The 16,897-nt window shown below is 71.8% G+C and carries 15 protein-coding genes and 1 tRNA gene; 14 read left to right on the top strand and 2 right to left on the bottom strand.

All coding sequences use genetic code 11. The annotated features are described in order from the left end of the window. Positions 1-78: 78 nt before the first annotated feature. The 14 genes from IE257_RS26710 (at position 79) to IE257_RS26645 (ending at position 12,875) form a co-directional block, all read left to right on the top strand. Positions 79-984 carry a LysR family transcriptional regulator gene (locus IE257_RS26710; RefSeq protein ID WP_189972455.1) on the top strand — a complete coding sequence of 302 codons (906 nt, stop codon included), beginning with the start codon at positions 79-81 and terminating at the stop codon, positions 982-984. A 79-nt stretch (positions 985-1,063) separates the two neighbouring features. Further along, the gene (locus tag IE257_RS26705) at positions 1,064-1,612 is read left to right on the top strand and encodes a cysteine dioxygenase family protein (RefSeq protein WP_189972454.1); all 549 of its coding nucleotides are present in this window, start codon (positions 1,064-1,066) and stop codon (positions 1,610-1,612) included. Continuing rightward, positions 1,612-2,658: a YeiH family protein gene (locus tag IE257_RS26700; protein ID WP_189972453.1), complete on the top strand. Its 1,047-nt coding sequence runs from the start codon at positions 1,612-1,614 to the stop codon at positions 2,656-2,658. The genes IE257_RS26705 and IE257_RS26700 overlap by 1 nt, the downstream gene beginning before the upstream one ends. 212 nt (positions 2,659-2,870) lie before the next feature. Further along, on the top strand, positions 2,871-3,818 hold the full coding sequence (locus tag IE257_RS26695; RefSeq protein ID WP_189972452.1) for a trypsin-like serine peptidase: 948 nt from the start codon (positions 2,871-2,873) through the stop codon (positions 3,816-3,818). A gap of 51 nt (positions 3,819-3,869) precedes the next feature. Next, positions 3,870-3,959 (top strand) — tRNA-Ser (locus IE257_RS26690). A 223-nt stretch (positions 3,960-4,182) separates the two neighbouring features. Next, positions 4,183-4,614 (top strand): DUF6344 domain-containing protein, encoded by a 432-nt coding sequence (locus IE257_RS26685; protein WP_189972451.1) that lies wholly within the window; start codon positions 4,183-4,185, stop codon positions 4,612-4,614. Positions 4,615-5,206: 592 nt separating this feature from the next. Further along, on the top strand, positions 5,207-5,518 hold the full coding sequence (locus IE257_RS26680; RefSeq protein ID WP_189972450.1) for a hypothetical protein: 312 nt from the start codon (positions 5,207-5,209) through the stop codon (positions 5,516-5,518). Between the two features lie 165 nt (positions 5,519-5,683). Then, positions 5,684-6,835 carry an acyl-CoA dehydrogenase family protein gene (locus tag IE257_RS26675; protein WP_189972449.1) on the top strand — a complete coding sequence of 384 codons (1,152 nt, stop codon included), beginning with the start codon at positions 5,684-5,686 and terminating at the stop codon, positions 6,833-6,835. After that, entirely contained in the window at positions 6,832-7,794 is a 963-nt protein-coding gene (locus IE257_RS26670; RefSeq protein ID WP_189972448.1) for a bifunctional MaoC family dehydratase N-terminal/OB-fold nucleic acid binding domain-containing protein, read from the top strand. The genes IE257_RS26675 and IE257_RS26670 overlap by 4 nt, the downstream gene beginning before the upstream one ends. After that, positions 7,794-8,852 carry an acyl-CoA dehydrogenase family protein gene (locus IE257_RS26665; RefSeq protein ID WP_189972447.1) on the top strand — a complete coding sequence of 353 codons (1,059 nt, stop codon included), beginning with the start codon at positions 7,794-7,796 and terminating at the stop codon, positions 8,850-8,852. Before IE257_RS26670 ends, IE257_RS26665 begins: the two co-directional genes overlap by 1 nt. Continuing rightward, positions 8,849-9,232: a MaoC family dehydratase gene (locus IE257_RS26660; RefSeq protein WP_189972446.1), complete on the top strand. Its 384-nt coding sequence runs from the start codon at positions 8,849-8,851 to the stop codon at positions 9,230-9,232. The genes IE257_RS26665 and IE257_RS26660 overlap by 4 nt, the downstream gene beginning before the upstream one ends. Continuing rightward, complete coding sequence (locus tag IE257_RS26655) at positions 9,229-10,395, top strand: lipid-transfer protein (protein WP_189972445.1); 1,167 nt, start codon at positions 9,229-9,231, stop codon at positions 10,393-10,395. Before IE257_RS26660 ends, IE257_RS26655 begins: the two co-directional genes overlap by 4 nt. A gap of 135 nt (positions 10,396-10,530) precedes the next feature. Beyond that, positions 10,531-11,064, top strand: coding sequence for a SigE family RNA polymerase sigma factor (locus IE257_RS26650; RefSeq protein ID WP_189972444.1), 534 nt, complete (start codon positions 10,531-10,533; stop codon positions 11,062-11,064). Between the two features lie 161 nt (positions 11,065-11,225). Continuing rightward, positions 11,226-12,875 (top strand): long-chain fatty acid--CoA ligase, encoded by a 1,650-nt coding sequence (locus IE257_RS26645; protein WP_189972443.1) that lies wholly within the window; start codon positions 11,226-11,228, stop codon positions 12,873-12,875. 30 nt (positions 12,876-12,905) lie between these two features. On the opposite strand, the gene IE257_RS26640 is transcribed toward IE257_RS26645, so the two are convergent. Next, positions 12,906-13,481: an antibiotic biosynthesis monooxygenase gene (locus tag IE257_RS26640; protein ID WP_189972442.1), complete on the bottom strand. Its 576-nt coding sequence runs from the start codon at positions 13,479-13,481 to the stop codon at positions 12,906-12,908. A gap of 13 nt (positions 13,482-13,494) precedes the next feature. Beyond that, the gene (locus IE257_RS26635; protein WP_189972441.1) at positions 13,495-16,815 is read right to left on the bottom strand and encodes a response regulator; all 3,321 of its coding nucleotides are present in this window, start codon (positions 16,813-16,815) and stop codon (positions 13,495-13,497) included. Positions 16,816-16,897 lie beyond the last annotated feature (82 nt).

The raw sequence follows: 16,897 nt of genomic DNA, 5'->3' as shown, positions 1-16,897 counted from the left end.
CGCGGCGGCGACCCGACGAGGAGGGGCCGTAGGCGGGAATCGCCTACGGCCCCTCCAACGTCCGCTTATGCTTCCCTCGTGTTCGATTCTCGGCACATACGGACCTTTCACGCGGTGGTCGCCTCCGGGTCGTACTCGGCCGCCGCCCGCGTGCTGGGCTACACCCAGCCCGCCATCACCCAGCAGATGAAGGCACTCGAACGTGCCGTCGGCACCCCGCTGTTCACCCGCGTGGGCCGCAGGATGCAGCTCACCGAGGCAGGTGAGTCCCTCTCCCGGCACGCCGAGACCATCCTCGGCAACCTCTCCGCGGCCGAGGCCCAGCTGAGGGCGTACGCCCGGCTGCGCACCGGCCGCGTGAGGCTGTGCGGCTTCCCCAGCGCCAACGTCACCCTCGTCCCCGAGGCCCTGAGCGGCCTGGCCAAGGACCATCCCGGCATACAGGTGGAACTGCTGGAGGGGGAGCCCCCCGAGTCGCTGCGCCGGCTGGAGCGCGGCGAGTGCGACATCACCCTGGCCTTCACCTATCCCGGCCTGCACGAGGCGATTCCGGAGGAGGTCGCCGAGGTCAGGCTGCTGGAGGACCAGCTGACGGTGCTGCTGCCGACCGGGCATCCGCTGGCCCGGCGCCGCGCCGTGCAGTTGGCAGACCTCGCCGAGGAACGGTGGATCGCAGGCTGTCCGCGCTGCCGTGCGAACCTGCTGCACGAGTGCGCGGAGCTGGGGTTCGTGCCCGACATCCGCTTCGCCACCGACGACAACCTGGTGGTGCAGAGCCTGGTCGCTCAGGGCCTGGGCGTGGCGATGATGCCCGCGCTGGTACTGCCCTCACTCTCGCTGAGCCGGGTCTGCGGGCGGGCCCTCCAGCCTGCCGCACGCCGGCACATCGCGGCCTACGTCTACCGGGACCACCTGCGGATCCCGGCGACGGCCGTGGTGCTCGACGCGCTGAAACAGGTGGCCGGGAACCGGGTCGGCTGCTGACCAACCCATAAGCGCTGCTAGGGATTTCAGGTCATAACTGTCGTTGGACGTGATGGAACGGCGGCAGCACGCTGCCAGTATGACCACCACCACACCGGCCCGTACCACCACGAGGATGGCCGCCCTCGTCAGTGAGATCCGCACGGTCGTGGAGCGGGGGCTGGCTCCCGACCTCACCGCGTACCTGGTGGGCGAACGGCTCGCCCCGCACCTGGGCGCGCCCGACCTGCTGACCCCGGCCCAGCAGGAAGGCGACCCGGAGCGGTACCGGCAGCACATCCTGCACGCCGAGTCCGACGGCAGCTTCTCGGTCGTGGCCCTGGTCTGGCTGCCAGGGCAGGAGACCTGTATCCACGACCACGTGTCGTGGTGCGTGGCGGGGGTGCACCAGGGGGAGGAGAGCGAACGCCGTTTCCGCCTCGCGCCCGGCGCCGGCCCCGCCCGGCTCGTGGCGACCGAGGACGTGGTCAACGCCCAGGGCGAGGTCTGCGGGTTCGCCCCGCCCGGCGACATCCACAAGGTGCGCAACTCCTGCACGAGCAAGGCGATATCGGTGCATGTCTACGGCGCCGACGTCTCCCGGCTGGGCACCAGCATCCGTCGCGTCTACACGCTCCCCGTCGACTGATGGCCCTCCTTCACCGTCCTCAGGGCGCGGCGGTCCGGCATGTTTCACGTGAAACATCCACTCCCTGGCCCGGGTTGGCGATGGCCGCCGGTGGCGCGCTGACGGCATGGTGCATCCATCGCCTCGTGCCCGCCGTGCCGATGCTGACCGCATCCGTGGTGCTGGGCATCGCTGCGGCCCACCTGCCGGGTCTCAGGACGTTCGTACGCGCGGCCGCGCGGCCCGGGCTCTCCCTGGCCGGACGGCGGCTGATGCGGATGGGTATCGTCCTGCTGGGCCTCGGCCTGGGGCTGGACCAGGTCCTCCGGCTGGGATGGGCCACCGTGGCGATGGTGGTCGGTGTCGTCGCGGCCACCTTCTTCGGCACCCTCTGGCTGGGCCGTCGGCTGCGGCTCCCGGGCGACCAGCCGCTGTTGATCGCCACCGGCTACTCGATCTGCGGCGCTTCGGCGATCGGAGCGGTGAGTGAGGTGTCCGGCAGCGACGAGGAGGACGTGGCCGCTTCGGTGGCGCTGGTCACCCTGTGCGGAACGCTCGCCATAGCGGTACTCCCGCTTCTCCAAGGGCCGTTGGGACTCTCCGACCCCGCCTTCGGGCGGTGGGTCGGCGCCGGTGTCCACGATGTCGGCCAGGTCGTGGCCACCGCGCAGACCGCGGGCCCTGATGCCCTGGGCGAGGCGGTACTGGTCAAGCTGATGCGGGTGGCGCTGCTCGCCCCGCTCGTGGCGGCCGTGGCCTTCTCGGTACGGGCACGCCGTCGCGGGGTGCGCACCGCCTCGGGCCGCCGGCCGGCGCCGGTGCCGCTTTTCGTCCTCGGGTTCCTGGCCGCGGCCGTGCTGCGCGCCACCGGCGTACTGCCCGACGTAGCGCTGGAGTGGGCGCACACCGCCCAGGAGGCACTGCTCGCCGCAGCCCTGTTCGGCCTGGGGAGCGCGGTGCACCTGCCGACGCTGGCCCGGACCGGCGGGCGGGCCGCGGCGCTGGGCCTCGGGGCCTGGGTGGTGGTGGCGGGGGTTTCGTACGCGGGCGTGATGCTCACCGTATGACGGTGCAACGGCGGGGAGTTGGCCATTTCCTGGCCGGAACCGACCGAACGTTCCGACTGCCCGCTGACATTGCGACCCTCCCGTGCCACTCTGCCCCCGGAAATCCGCACCACGCACGACGCACCGCGCACAGCCGATCCGCACCGACCGCTCTTCACCCCCACCCTGCCCGGTGTCGTCACCCGGCCCGGGCACGGCAGAAGGAGTCATGCGTGAATCGTCATCGCACGGCCTTGTCCGTCCTGCTCGCGGCGAGCGCCCTGGTCGCGGGCGCCCTGACGGCGGCCACCCCCTCGCTCGCCGCGGATGCCCCCGCGTCCTTCCGGCAACAGCACACCCAGGGCTTCTGGACAGCGGAGCGGATGCGCAGCGCCACTCCGCTCGACGTGACGGCGGCTCCCGGCAGGGCACGTACCCCGGTCGCCACGGCGGCCACCCCCACGGCCATCGCCCCGACGGCTGCCGCCTCCCCCACGGCGTTCCCGCAGGCGGGCGGTGCCTGGACGGGCGCTGGCGCCGTGGTGAAGACCTCGGGCCGGGTCTTCTTCACGATGGGCGACCGGACCGCCTCCTGCTCCGGAGACTCGATCACCAGCGCCAACGGCAGCACGGTCATCACGGCTGGTCACTGCGTGAAGTACCAGGGGGCCTGGCACACGAACTGGGTCTTCGTCCCCGCCTACAACAACGGCTCCGCGCCCTACGGGCAGTGGTCGGCCACCAAGACCTTCGCCACCGACCAGTGGGCCGCGAGCGAGGACATGAACATGGACGTCGGCCTCGCCGTCGTCGCCCCGCTGAACGGAAAGACCCTGAGTCAGACCGTCGGCGCCCAGGGGATCCTCTTCAACGGCGGCTACAACAAGAAGATGTACTCCTTCGGCTTCCCGGCTGCGGCCCCGTACGACGGCACCAAGCTCGTCTACTGCAGCGGCAACAGCGGCAAGGACTTCCTGCTGACCAAGGACCACAGCCTGGCCTGCAACATGACCGGCGGCTCCAGCGGGGGCCCCTGGTTCCAGGACTTCAATGAGGCCACGGGCCTGGGCACCCAGGTCTCGGTGAACAGTTTCGGTTACACCTTCCTGCCGAACCGGATGTACGGCCCGTACTTCGGCAACGAGGCGAAGGCGGCCTACGACAAGGCCCAGGCCTCCTGACCCCGCAGTCGCCCCCGCCACCCTCACCTGGCCGGTACTCTGTACCGGCCAGGTGGGTTGCCCGAGCGGCCTAAGGGAACGGTCTTGAAAACCGTCGTGGCAGCGATGTCACCGTGGGTTCAAATCCCACACCCACCGCCACACCTCAGTACACGTGCTGAGCGCAAGGGGCGCCCCGATTCCGGGGCGCCCCTTCCGTGTTTCTCCGGGGTCCTGTCGGACCCGCCATCGGTGGCCTTGACCCGTCCGGGTGGTGTTTGTCGGAAGATCGGCGCGGACGATGGGGGCTGTGCGGTTGCGGCCACATCATGACGAATGTATTCAGATCCGTCCGTCGGAACATCACGAATCGAGGCACCTCGTCATGGCTCACCGCAGCGTCCTCACGTCGATCTGGACCTCCGTCCTCGCCGCCCTCGTGGCTCTCCTCTCCTGCTTCGGTCTCGCCGGGAAGGCCGCCCCGGCCTCTGCCTCGGCTCCCGCCGCCGGGGACTCCGCGCCCACCGCCGTGCGTCGGCCGGCCGTCGTGGCCCGGCGGACGTGGCGGGCGATGATGCGGGGCGGTTCGCTGCCGCCGACCATCAAGCAGCGGATCCGCGCCGAGGCGCACGGTAAGACCCCCTCTGTCCGCCGCTCCACCACTGCCGCGGCCATGGGCGCCGCATCGGAAAGCGCGGCCCGCACGCTGACGCCGGTCACTTCCCCTGCTGCAGCCGCAGCCGCCGCCGCAACCGTCGATGTCCCCGCCGCAGCGACCGCCGGCGCCGTCCGGGAAGCGCTCCGGCTGGCCGCGTAGCTCCGTATCCCCTTTCTTCACCGCAGTCGCAGTCGCAGTCGCAGTCGCAGTCGTAGTCGTTGTCGTAGTCGCACGGTCCGGTACGCGGGCGTACGCGCCGCCGCCGGGCAGGAGCAAGAGCACAAGCAGGGCCAGAAGAAGAGGCAGGCGCTGGAGCCCGGTCGGTCGTGGCCGTGGATCGCGCCGCGTGGTGCCCCGGAGCGGGGCACGGATGGACCACCCCGGCTTGCGCCGGGGCGCGCAGGGGGCGTGAAGCTTGGTATTGCAGGGCCGCAGGCCCGGGAGACGGTGGGGTTCCCGGACGGCGCGGCCCTTCTCGGCATGTCCGGGACACGGCGTTCTGGCGGAACGCTTCATTCCTTCTGTGGCGCGGGGTTCAGCCGTTTCCAGAGTGCTGATCTGGGCTGAAGGGGCGTGAATGAGGTTTATCCGATGTTGGTCATACTTGCGGGGGAATCGGGGATTCCGGGGTGGTTCGCCGGGGATTCGGTGGGCAACTCTGGTCTCGCGACGTCGTCACCACGGAACGACCGAGGCGGTCGGCCAACTGCCTCGGAGCAAGTCCCACTTCGGTTTTCTGGAGGATAAAGACATGGCAAGCATCCGTACCGCCCGCGTCATCGCCGCTGTCGCCGCTCTCCCCCTCGCCGTCGCGCTCTGCGGCGGGGTGGCCTCGGCCGACAACGGCTCCTTCGCGAACGACGGATCGAATGCGAGCGTCGCCAGCATCATCGGCAGTGGCGTGGGCGGCAACAACAACGGCAACTCGTCCACGTCGCAGCAGGTGGCCACCGGTTCCGGCGCGTCCAACCAGAACAGCACTGCGCAGGTGAACGGCTCGGCCCTCACCGCGATCGACCAGTCCAACTCGACCGTCGCGGTCAACTTCCACCCCTGGTGGTAGAAGCGGCCTGAGCCGCTCCGATTCTTGAGGGCGTCTGTGCGACCGGACCGGCTGGGGTCCGGTAGCGCAGGCGCCCTCGCGCATGTAGCCCCGACCTTGACACCACAGGTGGATCTGACGGACAGTCAGGTCCCCTTGATGTTGTGATGCCGGGAGGCCTGCGCCGTGCACCTCGCCCCGACCGAAGGCCAGTTGCGGCTCCGCGCCGAACTGCGTGCGTACTTCGAGGATCTGCTGCCGGACGGCGCACCCGAGGATCCGGCCCGTCAGCGCGAACTGCTGCGCCGCATCGGCTCCGACGGACTGCTCGGCCTCGGTTGGCCCGTCGAATACGGCGGCCAGGGCCGAGGTGCCGATGAGCAGTTCGTCTTCTTCGACGAGGCCTACCGAGCCGGCGCCCCCGTCTCCATGGTCACGCTCAACACCGTCGGCCCCACCCTGATGAAGTACGGAACCGAGGAGCAGAAGGACTACTTCCTGCCCCGGATCCTCGCGGGCGAGATCGTCTTCGCCATCGGCTACTCCGAACCGGAGGCGGGCACCGACCTCGCCGCCCTGCGCACCCGTGCGGTCCGCGACGGAGCCGACTGGCTGATCGACGGGCAGAAGATCTTCACTTCCAACGCCCAGAACGCGGACTGGATCTGGCTCGCCTGCCGAACCGACCCGCAGGCCCCGAAGCACAAGGGCATCTCCATCGTCCTGGTGCCCACCGACAGCCCGGGCTTCTCCTGGACCCCCATCAATACCGTCGGCGGGCTCACGACCACCGCGACCTATTACGACTGGGTCCGCGTGCCCGCCGGCCACCTCGTCGGCCCCGAGCACGGGGGCTGGGGCCTGATCACCAACCAGCTCAACCACGAGCGTGTGGCCCTCGCCGCCATCGGCATGCAGGCCGAGGACTTCTACGCGTACGCGCTCGACCACGCCCGCACCCCCGACCCGGTCACCGGAGACCGGCCCGCAGACCTTCCCTGGGTGCAGTCCCGGCTCGCCGAGGCGCATGCGCGACTGGCCGCCGTACGCCTTCTCAACTGGCGCCTCGTCCAGGACGTGGGCAGCGGCGCCCTGGCCCCGGGGGATGCCAGCGGGGTGAAGTTCCTCGGCACCGAGTCCACCGTCGAGGTGTACCGGATGTGCCAGGAGGTGGTGGGCGAGGAGGCCCTGATCCGCGGCCCCGCGGCCTTTGCGGGCGGCGAGCTGGAGCGGATGAACCGGGCCGCCCAGATCAACACGTTCGGCGGCGGGGTCAGCGAGGTCCAGCGGGAGATCGTCGCCATGATGCGGCTCGGTATGAAGGGACGGAAGCGATGACGGCGGACGCGGACGTGAAGGTGAATGCGACCGGGACGGCAGCCGGGCGCGAAGCCGAGGAGGCAGCCCGGTTCCACACGCTGCTCGCGGCCTTCGAGGGGCAGCCGGCCGCCACCGGCGGGCAGGGCAAGGACGCCGTCAACGAGCCGATGATCCGCCACTGGTGCGAGGCGATGGGCGACGCCAACCCCGCGTACACCGGGCCCGACGCCATCGCCCCGCCCACCATGCTCCAGGCCTGGACGATGGGCGGTCTCTCCGGTCATGCGGCCCGCTCCTCCGCCTACGACGAGCTCCTCGGGTTCCTCGACGGCGCCGGTTTCACCTCCGTGGTCGCCACCGACTGCGAGCAGGAGTACCTCCATCCCCTGCGCCCCGGCGACGTGATCACCTTTGACGCCGTCATCGAGTCGGTGTCGCCCCGCAAGACGACCAAGCTGGGCACCGGCCACTTCGTGACCACCCGCATGGACGTCCAGGCGGACGGGGAGCTCGCCGGTACCCACCGCTTCCGCATCCTCAAGTACGCGCCCGCCGCCCGGCCGGTGAAGCGGCCACCGGCGCAGCGCCCCCGCCCGGTGATCAACCGCGACAACCAGGGATTCTGGGACGGGGTGCGGGAACACAGGCTGCTGATCCAGCGCTGCACCGCCTGCTCCACCCTCCGCTTCCCGTGGCTCCCCGGCTGCAATGCCTGCGCGAGCCCCGACTGGGACACCGTCGAGGCCTCCGGCGCCGGCACGGTGTTCAGCTACGTCGTCATGCACCACCCGCCCTTCCCGGCCTTCGACCCGCCCTACGCGGTCGCACTCGTGGAGCTCGCCGAAGGAGTCCGGATGATCAGCAACATCACCGGCGTGCCCTACGACAAGGTGCGCATCGGCCTCCCCGTCCAGCTGGAGTTCCTGCGCGTCGACGACGGCCTCGAACTCCCCGTGTTCCGCGGGAGTGAAGGCTGATGGATTTCCACCCCACCGAGGAACAGGCCACCGCGGCCGGTCTCGCCGCCCGGATCTTCTCCGATCTCGCCACCCATGAACGCCTCACCGAAGCGGGCACCGGCAGCGACGCCGAACTGTGGAAGGCCCTCACCGCGGCCGGACTGATCGCTGCGGTCGAGGAGACCGGCCTGCTCGGGCTGGTCCTGCTGCTGGAGGAACAGGGCCGCACCACGGCACAGGTCCCGTACGCCGCCACCTGCGTGTACGGGATCCTCCCCGTGGCCGCGCACGGCAGCCCCGAGCAGCGCGGCCGTCTGCTGACCGCCCTCGGCACGGGCGACGCGGTGGCCACCGGGGCCTTCCCGGCGCGCGGCCGGATCACCGCCGAGGGCGGCCGGCTCACCGGGATCGCCCCCGTGGTGCCCTGGTTGCGCGATGCCACGCACGTACTCGTCCCGGACGCGGACCGGTCGCTGTGGCTCGTACGGACCGACGCGCCCGGCGTGCGGACCTCCCCGGTGGAGACCACCGCCCCCTGGTCGGCGGGCCGGCTGGCCCTGACCGGAGCCGCAGCCGAACGCCTCGGCTGCGACGGCGCGTACGAGGACACGCTCGCCGCCGCCCGCACCGCCTTCGCCGGACTCCAGGCGGGCGTCTGCGCGGGCTCCCTCGCCCGGGCGGTGGAACACACCTCCACCCGTGAGCAGTTCGGCAGGCCGCTCTCCACCAACCAGGGGGTCATGCTGCGCGCGGCCGACGCGTACATGGACACCGAGGCGATCCGGGTCACCGCGTACGAAGCGGCCTGGCGCATCGACCAGGGCCTTCCGGCACAGGTGCACGCGCTGACGGCCGCCTGGTGGGCCTCGGAGGCGGGCAAGCGGGTCGTGCACGCGGGCCAGCACCTGCACGGTGGCATGGGCGCCGACCTGGACCACCCCGTCCACCGCCACTTCCTGTGGGGCCGCCAACTGGACGCCTATCTGGGCTGCGGCAGCGAGCTGCTGGCCGAGCTGGGGGCCTCGATCGCCGGGTCACCCGCATCCGCTTCGACAGCCGAGGGAGAGCAGGCATGAACGTCGGCGACACGCTGCCGCCACTGGAGATTCCGGTCACCCGCACCTTGATCGTCGCGGGCGCGATCGCCTCCCGCGACTACCAGGACGTGCACCATGACGCGGCGCTCGCGCAGGAGAAGGGCTCCCCGGACATCTTCATGAACATCCTGACCACGAACGGCCTGGTCGGCCGCTACGTGACCGACCGGCTCGGGCCGCGCACCGTCCTGCGCAAGGTGGCCATCCGGCTCGGCGCCCCCAACTATCCGGGCGACACGATGATCCTCACGGGCACCATCACGGCCGTGTCCGGGACCACTGTCGAGATCCGGGTCGTCGGCGCCAACGGCATCGGTCACCACGTGTCCGGATCGGTTACCGCGGAGGTGCCGGCATGAGTGTCCGCACCCGCGACGAGCTCGGCGGCCGCGCCGCCATCGCCGGCATCGGAGCGACCGAGTTCTCCAAGGACTCCGGACGCAGCGAACTCAAGCTCGCCGTCGAGGCCGTACATGCCGCCCTCGACGACGCCGGGCTCACCCCCGCCGACGTCGACGGCATGGTCACCTTCACGATGGACACCAGCCCCGAGATCACCGTCGCCCAGGCGGCGGGCATCGGAGACCTGTCCTTCTTCTCCCGCATCCACTACGGCGGCGGCGCGGCCTGCGCCACCGTCCAGCAGGCCGCCCTTGCCGTCGCAACCGGGGTCGCGGAGGTGGTGGTCTGCTACCGCGCCTTCAACGAGCGCTCCGGGCGCCGCTTCGGGTCCGGGGTCCAGCAGCGGGAGCCTTCCGCGGAGGGGGCGGCCCTCGGCTGGTCGCTGCCCTGGGGGCTGCTGACCCCCGCCTCCTGGGTGGCCATGACCGCACAGTGCTACCTGCACACCTACCACCTGACCCCGGAGGCCTTCGGGCACGTCGCCGTCACCGACCGGCGGCACGCCGCCAACAACCCCGCCGCCTACTTCCACGGCAAGCCCATCACCCTCGCCGACCACGCCGCCTCGCGCTGGATCGTCGAACCGCTGCGGCTGCTGGACTGCTGCCAGGAGACCGACGGCGGCCAGGCAGTCGTCGTCACCACGACCGAGCGCGCCCGGGACCTGCGGCACGCGCCGGCCGTGATCACCGCGGCCGCACAGGGTGCCGGGCGACGTCAGGAGGGCATGACCTCCTTCTACCGCGACGACCTCACCGGGCTGCCGGAGATGGACGTCGTCGCCCGCCAGCTGTGGCGGACCAGCGGGCTGCGGCCGTCGGACATCGACGTCGGCATCCTCTACGACCACTTCACTCCCTTCGTACTGATGCAGCTGGAGGAGTTCGGCTTCTGCGCGCCGGGCGAGGCCGCGGATTTCGTGGCCGCCGACGCCCTGCCGCTCAACACGCACGGGGGCCAGCTCGGAGAGGCGTACCTGCACGGCATGAACGGCATTGCCGAGGCCGTCCGCCAGCTCCGCGGCACCTCCGTCAACCAGGTGGCGGGGGCGGCGCACGCACTCGTCACGGCCGGCACCGGGGTCCCGACCTCCGGGCTGATCCTCGGCGCCGACGGCTGAGATCCACGACCTGTGGCCCCCCATCCCCTCCACCTTCAGGGGGTGGGGACGGCCCTACGCCTACAACCTGAGGTGGATCCACCATCGGCACCTGCGGCCGATCCCATGGCGGGTGGGCACTCCTAGCGTGGAGACATGACCACGCCTGTGTGCACGCTCGCCTCGAATCCGACGCCGTACCCGTCGTTCTCGGCGTACGTCCGGACCCGCGGCACGGTCCTGATGCGCACTGCGCGCTCCCTCACCGCCAACCCGTGCGATGCGGAGGACCTGCTCCAGACAGCCCTCGCGAAGACATATGTGGCCTGGGACCGGATCGAGGACCACCGCGCCCTGGACGGCTACGTCCGGCGGACCCTGGTGAACACCCGTACCTCCCAGTGGCGCAAGCGCAAGGTCGACGAGTTCGTCTGCGACGAGCTTCCGGAGACCGAGGCGGCCCCGACCTCCGACCCCGCCGAGGCACAGGCGCTGCGCGACGCGATGTGGCGCGCGGTGACCCGGTTGCCCGACCGCCAGCGGGCCATGGTCGTCCTGCGGTACTACGAGGACCTGAGCGAGGTGCAGACCGCGGAGCTGCTGGGTGTCTCGGTCGGCACGGTCAAGAGCGCGGTCTCCCGTGCGCTGGGCAAGCTCCGCGAGGACCCGGAGCTCATGCCGGTCCGGTGAGCCGGAGCTGTTTCACGTGAAACGTGAGGACGGCAGCGGATGTTTCACGTGAAACACGCCCTGCTTTCTACTCCCGGGTAGTGACATGCCGACCGGTACGTGCGCAGAATCGGCAGCATCCGTAGCCGCCGCAGCGCCGCAGCGCTCACCGGGAGGACGCTTTGCTCAGCACCATGCAGGACGTACCGCTCCTCGTCACCCGCATACTCCGACACGGGATGACGATCCACGGGAAGTCCCAGGTCACGACCTGGACCGGGGAGGCTGAGCCGCACCGCCGCAGCTTCGCCGAGATCGGCAACCGCGCCACCCGTCTCGCAGGCGCCCTGCGCGAGCAGCTCGGAGTGCAGCAGTCCGAGGCTGTGGCGACTTTGATGTGGAACAACGCCGAGCATGTCGAGGCGTACTTCGCGATCCCCTCCATGGGCGCGGTCCTGCACACCCTCAACCTGCGGCTCCCTCCTGAGCAGCTGGTCTTCATCGTCAACCACGCCGCCGACCGGGTGGTGCTGGTCAACGGCACCCTGCTGCCGCTGCTCGCGCCGCTGCTGCCGCACCTGCCGACCGTCGAGCACGTGGTGGTCAGCGGCATCGGCGACCGCTCCGCGCTCGACGGCCTGAACGTGCAGGTGCACGAGTACGAGGAGCTCCTCGCGGGCAGCTCCGACAGCTTCGACTGGCCCGAGCTGGACGAACGCCAGGCGGCCGCGATGTGCTACACCTCCGGCACCACCGGGGACCCCAAGGGAGTCGTCTTCTCCCACCGCTCGGTCTACCTGCACTCCATGCAGGTCAACATGGCCGAGTCGATGGGTCTGACGGACCGGGACACCACCCTCGTCGTGGTCCCGCAGTTCCATGTGAACGCCTGGGGACTGCCGCACGCCACCTTCATGACCGGCATCAACATGCTGATGCCGGACCGCTTCCTGCAGCCCGCCCCGCTCGCCGAGATGATCGAGCGGGAGAAGCCCACGCACGCCGCGGCCGTCCCCACCATCTGGCAGGGACTGCTGGCCGAGGTCACCGCCAACCCGCGCGACCTGACCTCGATGAAGCAGGTCACCATCGGCGGCTCGGCCTGTCCGCCCGCCCTGATGGAGGCGTACGACAAGCTCGGAGTCCGTGTCTGCCACGCCTGGGGCATGACCGAGACCTCCCCGCTCGGCACGATGGCGCACCCGCCGGCCGGCCTGAGCGCCGAGGAGGAGTGGCCCTACCGGATCACCCAGGGCCGCTTCCCGGCAGGCGTCGAGGCCCGGCTGGTCGGCCCGAACGGCGACCTCCTGCCCTGGGACGGGGAGTCGGCGGGCGAGCTGGAGGTGCGCGGCAACTGGATCGCGAGCTCCTACTACGGCGGCGCGGCCGGCGAACCCTTCCGGCCCGAGGACAAGTTCAGCGCCGACGGCTGGCTCAAGACCGGGGACGTCGGCGTCATCAGCGCCGACGGCTTCCTCACTCTCACCGACCGGGCCAAGGACGTCATCAAGTCCGGCGGTGAGTGGATCTCCAGCGTGGACCTGGAGAACGCGCTGATGGCGCACCCCGAGGTCGCCGAGGCCGCGGTCGTCGCCGTCCCCGACGACAAGTGGGGTGAGCGTCCGCTGGCCACGGTCGTCCTCAAGGAGGGCGCGACCGTGAACTACACGGGCCTGCGTGACTTCCTCGCCCGGACCGTCGCCAAGTGGCAGCTTCCGGAGCGCTGGACGTTCATCGAGGCGGTGCCGAAGACCAGCGTCGGCAAGTTCGACAAGAAGGTCATCCGCAAGCAGTACGCGGACGGCGCACTGGACGTCACCAAGCTCGACTGACGACCACGGGGCCAGGTCGTCTCTGCCGACCTAGCCCCGGGTGAGCCACGGTCGCAGCAGCCTGCTGACCGCGGGCATGGCCAGGTAGGTCATCAGGGTGCTGAACACGACGGCGAAGGCTGCCGTCCGCAGCACGAAGTGCAGATCCACCAGGTACGGCCCGAGCACCGCGTTGCCGATCAGCGAGATCGGGAAGATGGCCAGCCCCGAGCTGATCGCCATCTTCCACCGCGGCGGCGCGGGCCGGGTCGTACCAGGCTTGGCGAACCAGGTCTCCATGCCCTGCAGTTCCCGGCGGGCTATCTCGGTGTGGTGGTGGCCGAGGCAGTTGGAGAACCACTGCGCCCGCTCCGGGGAGTCCTGCCAGCGCTGAAACGCGGCCTGATTGCGGAAGCGGTGGACCAGGAACCACGGCCCGCCCTCCACCGCCGGGCGGAAGAGCCCGTACCCGAGATGGTCCGGGAAGCCCGCGGCCGTCTCCAGGATCCCGTGCGCCCAGGCCTCGAAGGTCTCCTCGTGCCCGGGCTCCACCTGCCGCGCGATGAGCAGGTTCACCTCCCCGTTGTCGGCGGGGACGGTGTGCTCGCTCGTGTGGGTGATGGCCATCGGCCCAGGATTACTAGTTCGTGCCGATCTTGGCCAGCAGGTCCACGATGCGGCCCTGGACGTCCGCCGTCGTGGCCCGCTCCGCGAGGAACAGGACGCTCTCGCCGGAGGCGAGCCGCGGCAGTTCGGCCGGGTCGATGCCGGTCGTCGTGTAGACCACCAGGGGCGTTCGGTTCAGCTGCCCGTTGGCGCGCAGCCAGTCCACGATCCCGGCCCGCCGACGGCGTACCTGCATCAGGTCCATGACCACCAGGTTGGGCCGCATCCGCGTCGCCAGTTCCACGGCGTCGGTGTCGGCACCAGCCCGGGCGACCTGCATGCCGCGCCGTTCCAGGGCGGCGGTCAGCGCGGTCGCGATCTCCTCGTGCTCCTCGATCAGCAGCACCCGGGAGGGGTGCTGCTCGCTGTCGCGCGGCGCGAGCGCCTTCAGCAGTACGGCCGGATCGGCGCCGTACGCCGCCTCGCGCGTGGCGTGCCCCAGCCCGGCCGTGACCAGTACGGGGACCTCCGCGGCCACCGCGGCCTGGCGCAGGGACTGCAGGGCGGTCCGGGTGATCGGACCGGTCAGCGGGTCGACGAACAGCGCGGCGGGGAACGCGGCGATCTGCGCGTCCACCTCTTCGCGGGAATGCACGATCACCGGCCGGTAGCCGCGGTCGCTGAGCGCCTGCTGCGTCTGCACATCGGGCGCGGGCCACACCAGGAGTCGGCGCGGGTTGTCCAGCGGCTCCGGCGGCAGCTCGTCGTCCACGGGCCGCGGCGCGGGCCGGTTGACCACCTCGACGGCGCCGCCCGGACCGTCCAGCGGCTCGGGACCCTCGTCGGCGCCCGCCTCGGGCGCTCCTATCGCGAAGGCCCGGCCCTGCGGGGCGGGCTCGGCGAGTCGGCGACGGCGCCCGGACCCGGAAGCCGCACCGGCCGCGGAGGCAGCGCCGGAGCCGCCCGGGTCCACGGAAATGCCCTGGCCGAGGGTGCCGAGGGCGCGCACGCTGATCGGCTGCGCGGCCTGGCCCTCCGCGGGCGGGTCCTGCGGCCGGCGCGCACCCGGGACCGCAACCGGGCCGGAGGCCTCGTCGTCCTCGGGCGCCGTACGGGCCGCCGGTACGGGCCAGGCCGGGGCGCCGGCCAGCGCGCGGCGCCGCCCGGTGGGGCTCTCGGCGGACTCGGCGGACTCGGTGGGCTGCGCGGCGGGAGCGTCGGGCTCCCCGGCGGGGGCGCCCAGCACGCGGCGGCCACGCCGCCCGGCCGGGGCGTCGGTGTCCGCATCGGCGCCTACGGGAGCCGGAGCGGGGGCCGGGGTCGGGCCGGCGGGCAGTGCGAAGCCGCCCTCGGGGGCGATGGGCCGCGCGGGAGCGGGCGTCGGCCCGAGCCCGGTCGCGGGGACCGGACCGCCGGGCTGCGCCGGACCGGCCGCACCGAGCGCGCGGCGGCGCCCGGCGGGATGCTCGGTCACCGGGACCGGCGGCACCGCGGGTACGGGCGGGAGCGCGGGCATGGCCGTGCCCTGCGGGGGCACGGGCCGGCCGGGGCCGCCCGGGCCGTCGGCGCCGCCACTGCCGTCACCGGCCCGGCCGCGCCGGCGTCCGGTGCCGAGTCCCGCGGGGTTCACCGGGGACTGCGCGAGCTCGGGTCCCGACTCGGGTGCCTCGCCGGCCTCGCCCGCCCGCCGCCGCCCGGAAGGCAGCGCCAGCGCGCCACCACCCTGTGCCACCTGCGCGGCCTCGGGGCCGGGGGTCTCGTCGTCCAGGAAGGCGTCCACACCGCGCCGACCGCGCCGGCCACCGGAGACCTTGCCGGGAGCGGCGCCCCCGGCGGTGCCCGCGCCGTCCGTGGTCGGACCCGTCGGAGGCTTCTCTGCCGGCTCCGGCAGGGTCACCGTTCCGGCGCCCGAGCCGAGCGGGAGCTCCAGCACGTACGCCCCGCCGGGCGCGCCCGGAACCTCCACCGTCTGCAGCACGCCGCCGTGCGCGGCGACGATCCCCCGCACGATGGGTTCGTGCACCGGGTTCCCGCCCTCGTACGGCCCGCGCACCTCGATCCGTACGACATCGCCGCGCTGAGCGGCGGCCACCACGATCGTCGAGTCGCTGTAGCCGCTGCCCTGGCGGGTCTTGCCGGTGGCGTCCACCCCGGCGACGTCCGCGACCAGGTGGGCGAGCGCGGTCGCGATCCGGTCCGCGTCCACCTCGGCCTCGATGGTCGGCGCGTGGACGGCGAACTGTGCGCGCCCCGGGCCGATCAGCTCGACGGCACCGTCGACGCCCGCCGCGACGACGGTGTTGATCAGGACCTTCTTCTTCGAGAGCCGGTCACGGCCGGAGTCCAGGCGCTGGTAGCCGAGGACGTTGTCCACCAGGGTGGTCATCCGCGAGTACCCGGCGGCCAGGTGGTGCAGAAGCTGGTTGGCCTCCGGCCACAGCTGTCCGGCGTCGTCGGCGGCCAGAGTCGCCAGCTCACCGCGCAGCTCGTCCAGCGGCCCGCGCAGGGAGTCGCCGAGGACGGCCATCAGCTGCGCGTGCCGGGCGGCGAGGGCGTCGTAGGGGCGCCGGTCGGTGAAGGTCATGACGGCGCCGACGAGCTGCTCCCCGTCCCGCACGGGCGAGGTGGTCAGGTCGACGGCGACCGGCTGCCCGGCCTTGTTCCACAGCACCTGCCCGCGGACGCGGTGCTTGCGTCCGCTGCGCAGCGTGTCGGCGAGCGGGGACTCCTCGAAGGGGAAGGGGGAGCCGTCGGCGCGGGAGTGCTGGACGAGGCCGTGCAGTTCGCGATTGCCGAGGTCGGTGGCGCGGTAGCCGAGGATCTGGGCGGCGGCCGGGTTGACCAGCACCACCCGTCCGTCGGTGTCGGTGCCCACGACGCCCTCGGCGGCGGCGCGCAGGATCATTTCGGTCTGCCGCTGCGAGCGGGCCAGCTCGGCCTCGGTGTCCACGGTCTGCGAGAGGTCCCGCACCACGAGCATCAGCAGCTCGTCACCGGTGTACGAGGGTTGCGGCTCGCGGTAGGCATCGCGGCCGTCGAGATGGGCGCTGGTGACCTCGACGGGGAACTCGGAGCCGTCGGTGCGGCGCGCGATCATCCGTTTGGGCTTGGCGCGGCCGCCCTCGTCCTCACCGGGCCGGCGCATGGAGCCGGGGATCAGCTTGGAGTCGAACTCCGGCAGGAGGTCGAGCACGCCGCGGCCGACGAGCCCGGTGCCCGGGCTCTCCATGACCTCGAGAGCGATCGAATTGGCGTTGACGACCGTGCCGTTGGCGTTGACGAGCAACAGCGCGTCCGGAAGAGCGTCGAGTATTGCTGCGAGGCGAGCAGCGCCTCGGGATGGCCTGCTGCTCACGACGAGCTTCCTCCCTGACCACAACTACCGGCAAGTCACGGGAGGAGTCTAAGGCCACGGGCCCGTGATGGGGTGGCCGATG

The organism is Streptomyces avidinii (genome assembly GCF_014650695.1).
Lineage (GTDB): Bacteria > Actinomycetota > Actinomycetes > Streptomycetales > Streptomycetaceae > Streptomyces > Streptomyces avidinii.
The sequence above is the reverse complement of the archived record's forward strand: the minus strand, read 5'-3'. Positions and strand labels throughout refer to the sequence as shown.

Excerpts from the sequence above, each read along its gene's own strand:
- IE257_RS26705 (WP_189972454.1), top strand. The coding sequence starts at position 1,064 with ATGACCACCACCACACCGGCCCGTACCACCACGAGGATGGCCGCCCTC.
- IE257_RS26700 (WP_189972453.1), top strand. The coding sequence starts at position 1,612 with ATGGCCCTCCTTCACCGTCCTCAGGGCGCGGCGGTCCGGCATGTTTCA.
- IE257_RS26685 (WP_189972451.1), top strand. The coding sequence starts at position 4,183 with ATGGCTCACCGCAGCGTCCTCACGTCGATCTGGACCTCCGTCCTCGCC.
- IE257_RS26680 (WP_189972450.1), top strand. The coding sequence starts at position 5,207 with ATGGCAAGCATCCGTACCGCCCGCGTCATCGCCGCTGTCGCCGCTCTC.
- IE257_RS26670 (WP_189972448.1), top strand. The coding sequence starts at position 6,832 with ATGACGGCGGACGCGGACGTGAAGGTGAATGCGACCGGGACGGCAGCC.
- IE257_RS26665 (WP_189972447.1), top strand. The coding sequence starts at position 7,794 with ATGGATTTCCACCCCACCGAGGAACAGGCCACCGCGGCCGGTCTCGCC.
- IE257_RS26660 (WP_189972446.1), top strand. The coding sequence starts at position 8,849 with ATGAACGTCGGCGACACGCTGCCGCCACTGGAGATTCCGGTCACCCGC.
- IE257_RS26655 (WP_189972445.1), top strand. The coding sequence starts at position 9,229 with ATGAGTGTCCGCACCCGCGACGAGCTCGGCGGCCGCGCCGCCATCGCC.
- IE257_RS26650 (WP_189972444.1), top strand. The coding sequence starts at position 10,531 with ATGACCACGCCTGTGTGCACGCTCGCCTCGAATCCGACGCCGTACCCG.
- IE257_RS26640 (WP_189972442.1), bottom strand. The coding sequence starts at position 13,481 with ATGGCCATCACCCACACGAGCGAGCACACCGTCCCCGCCGACAACGGG.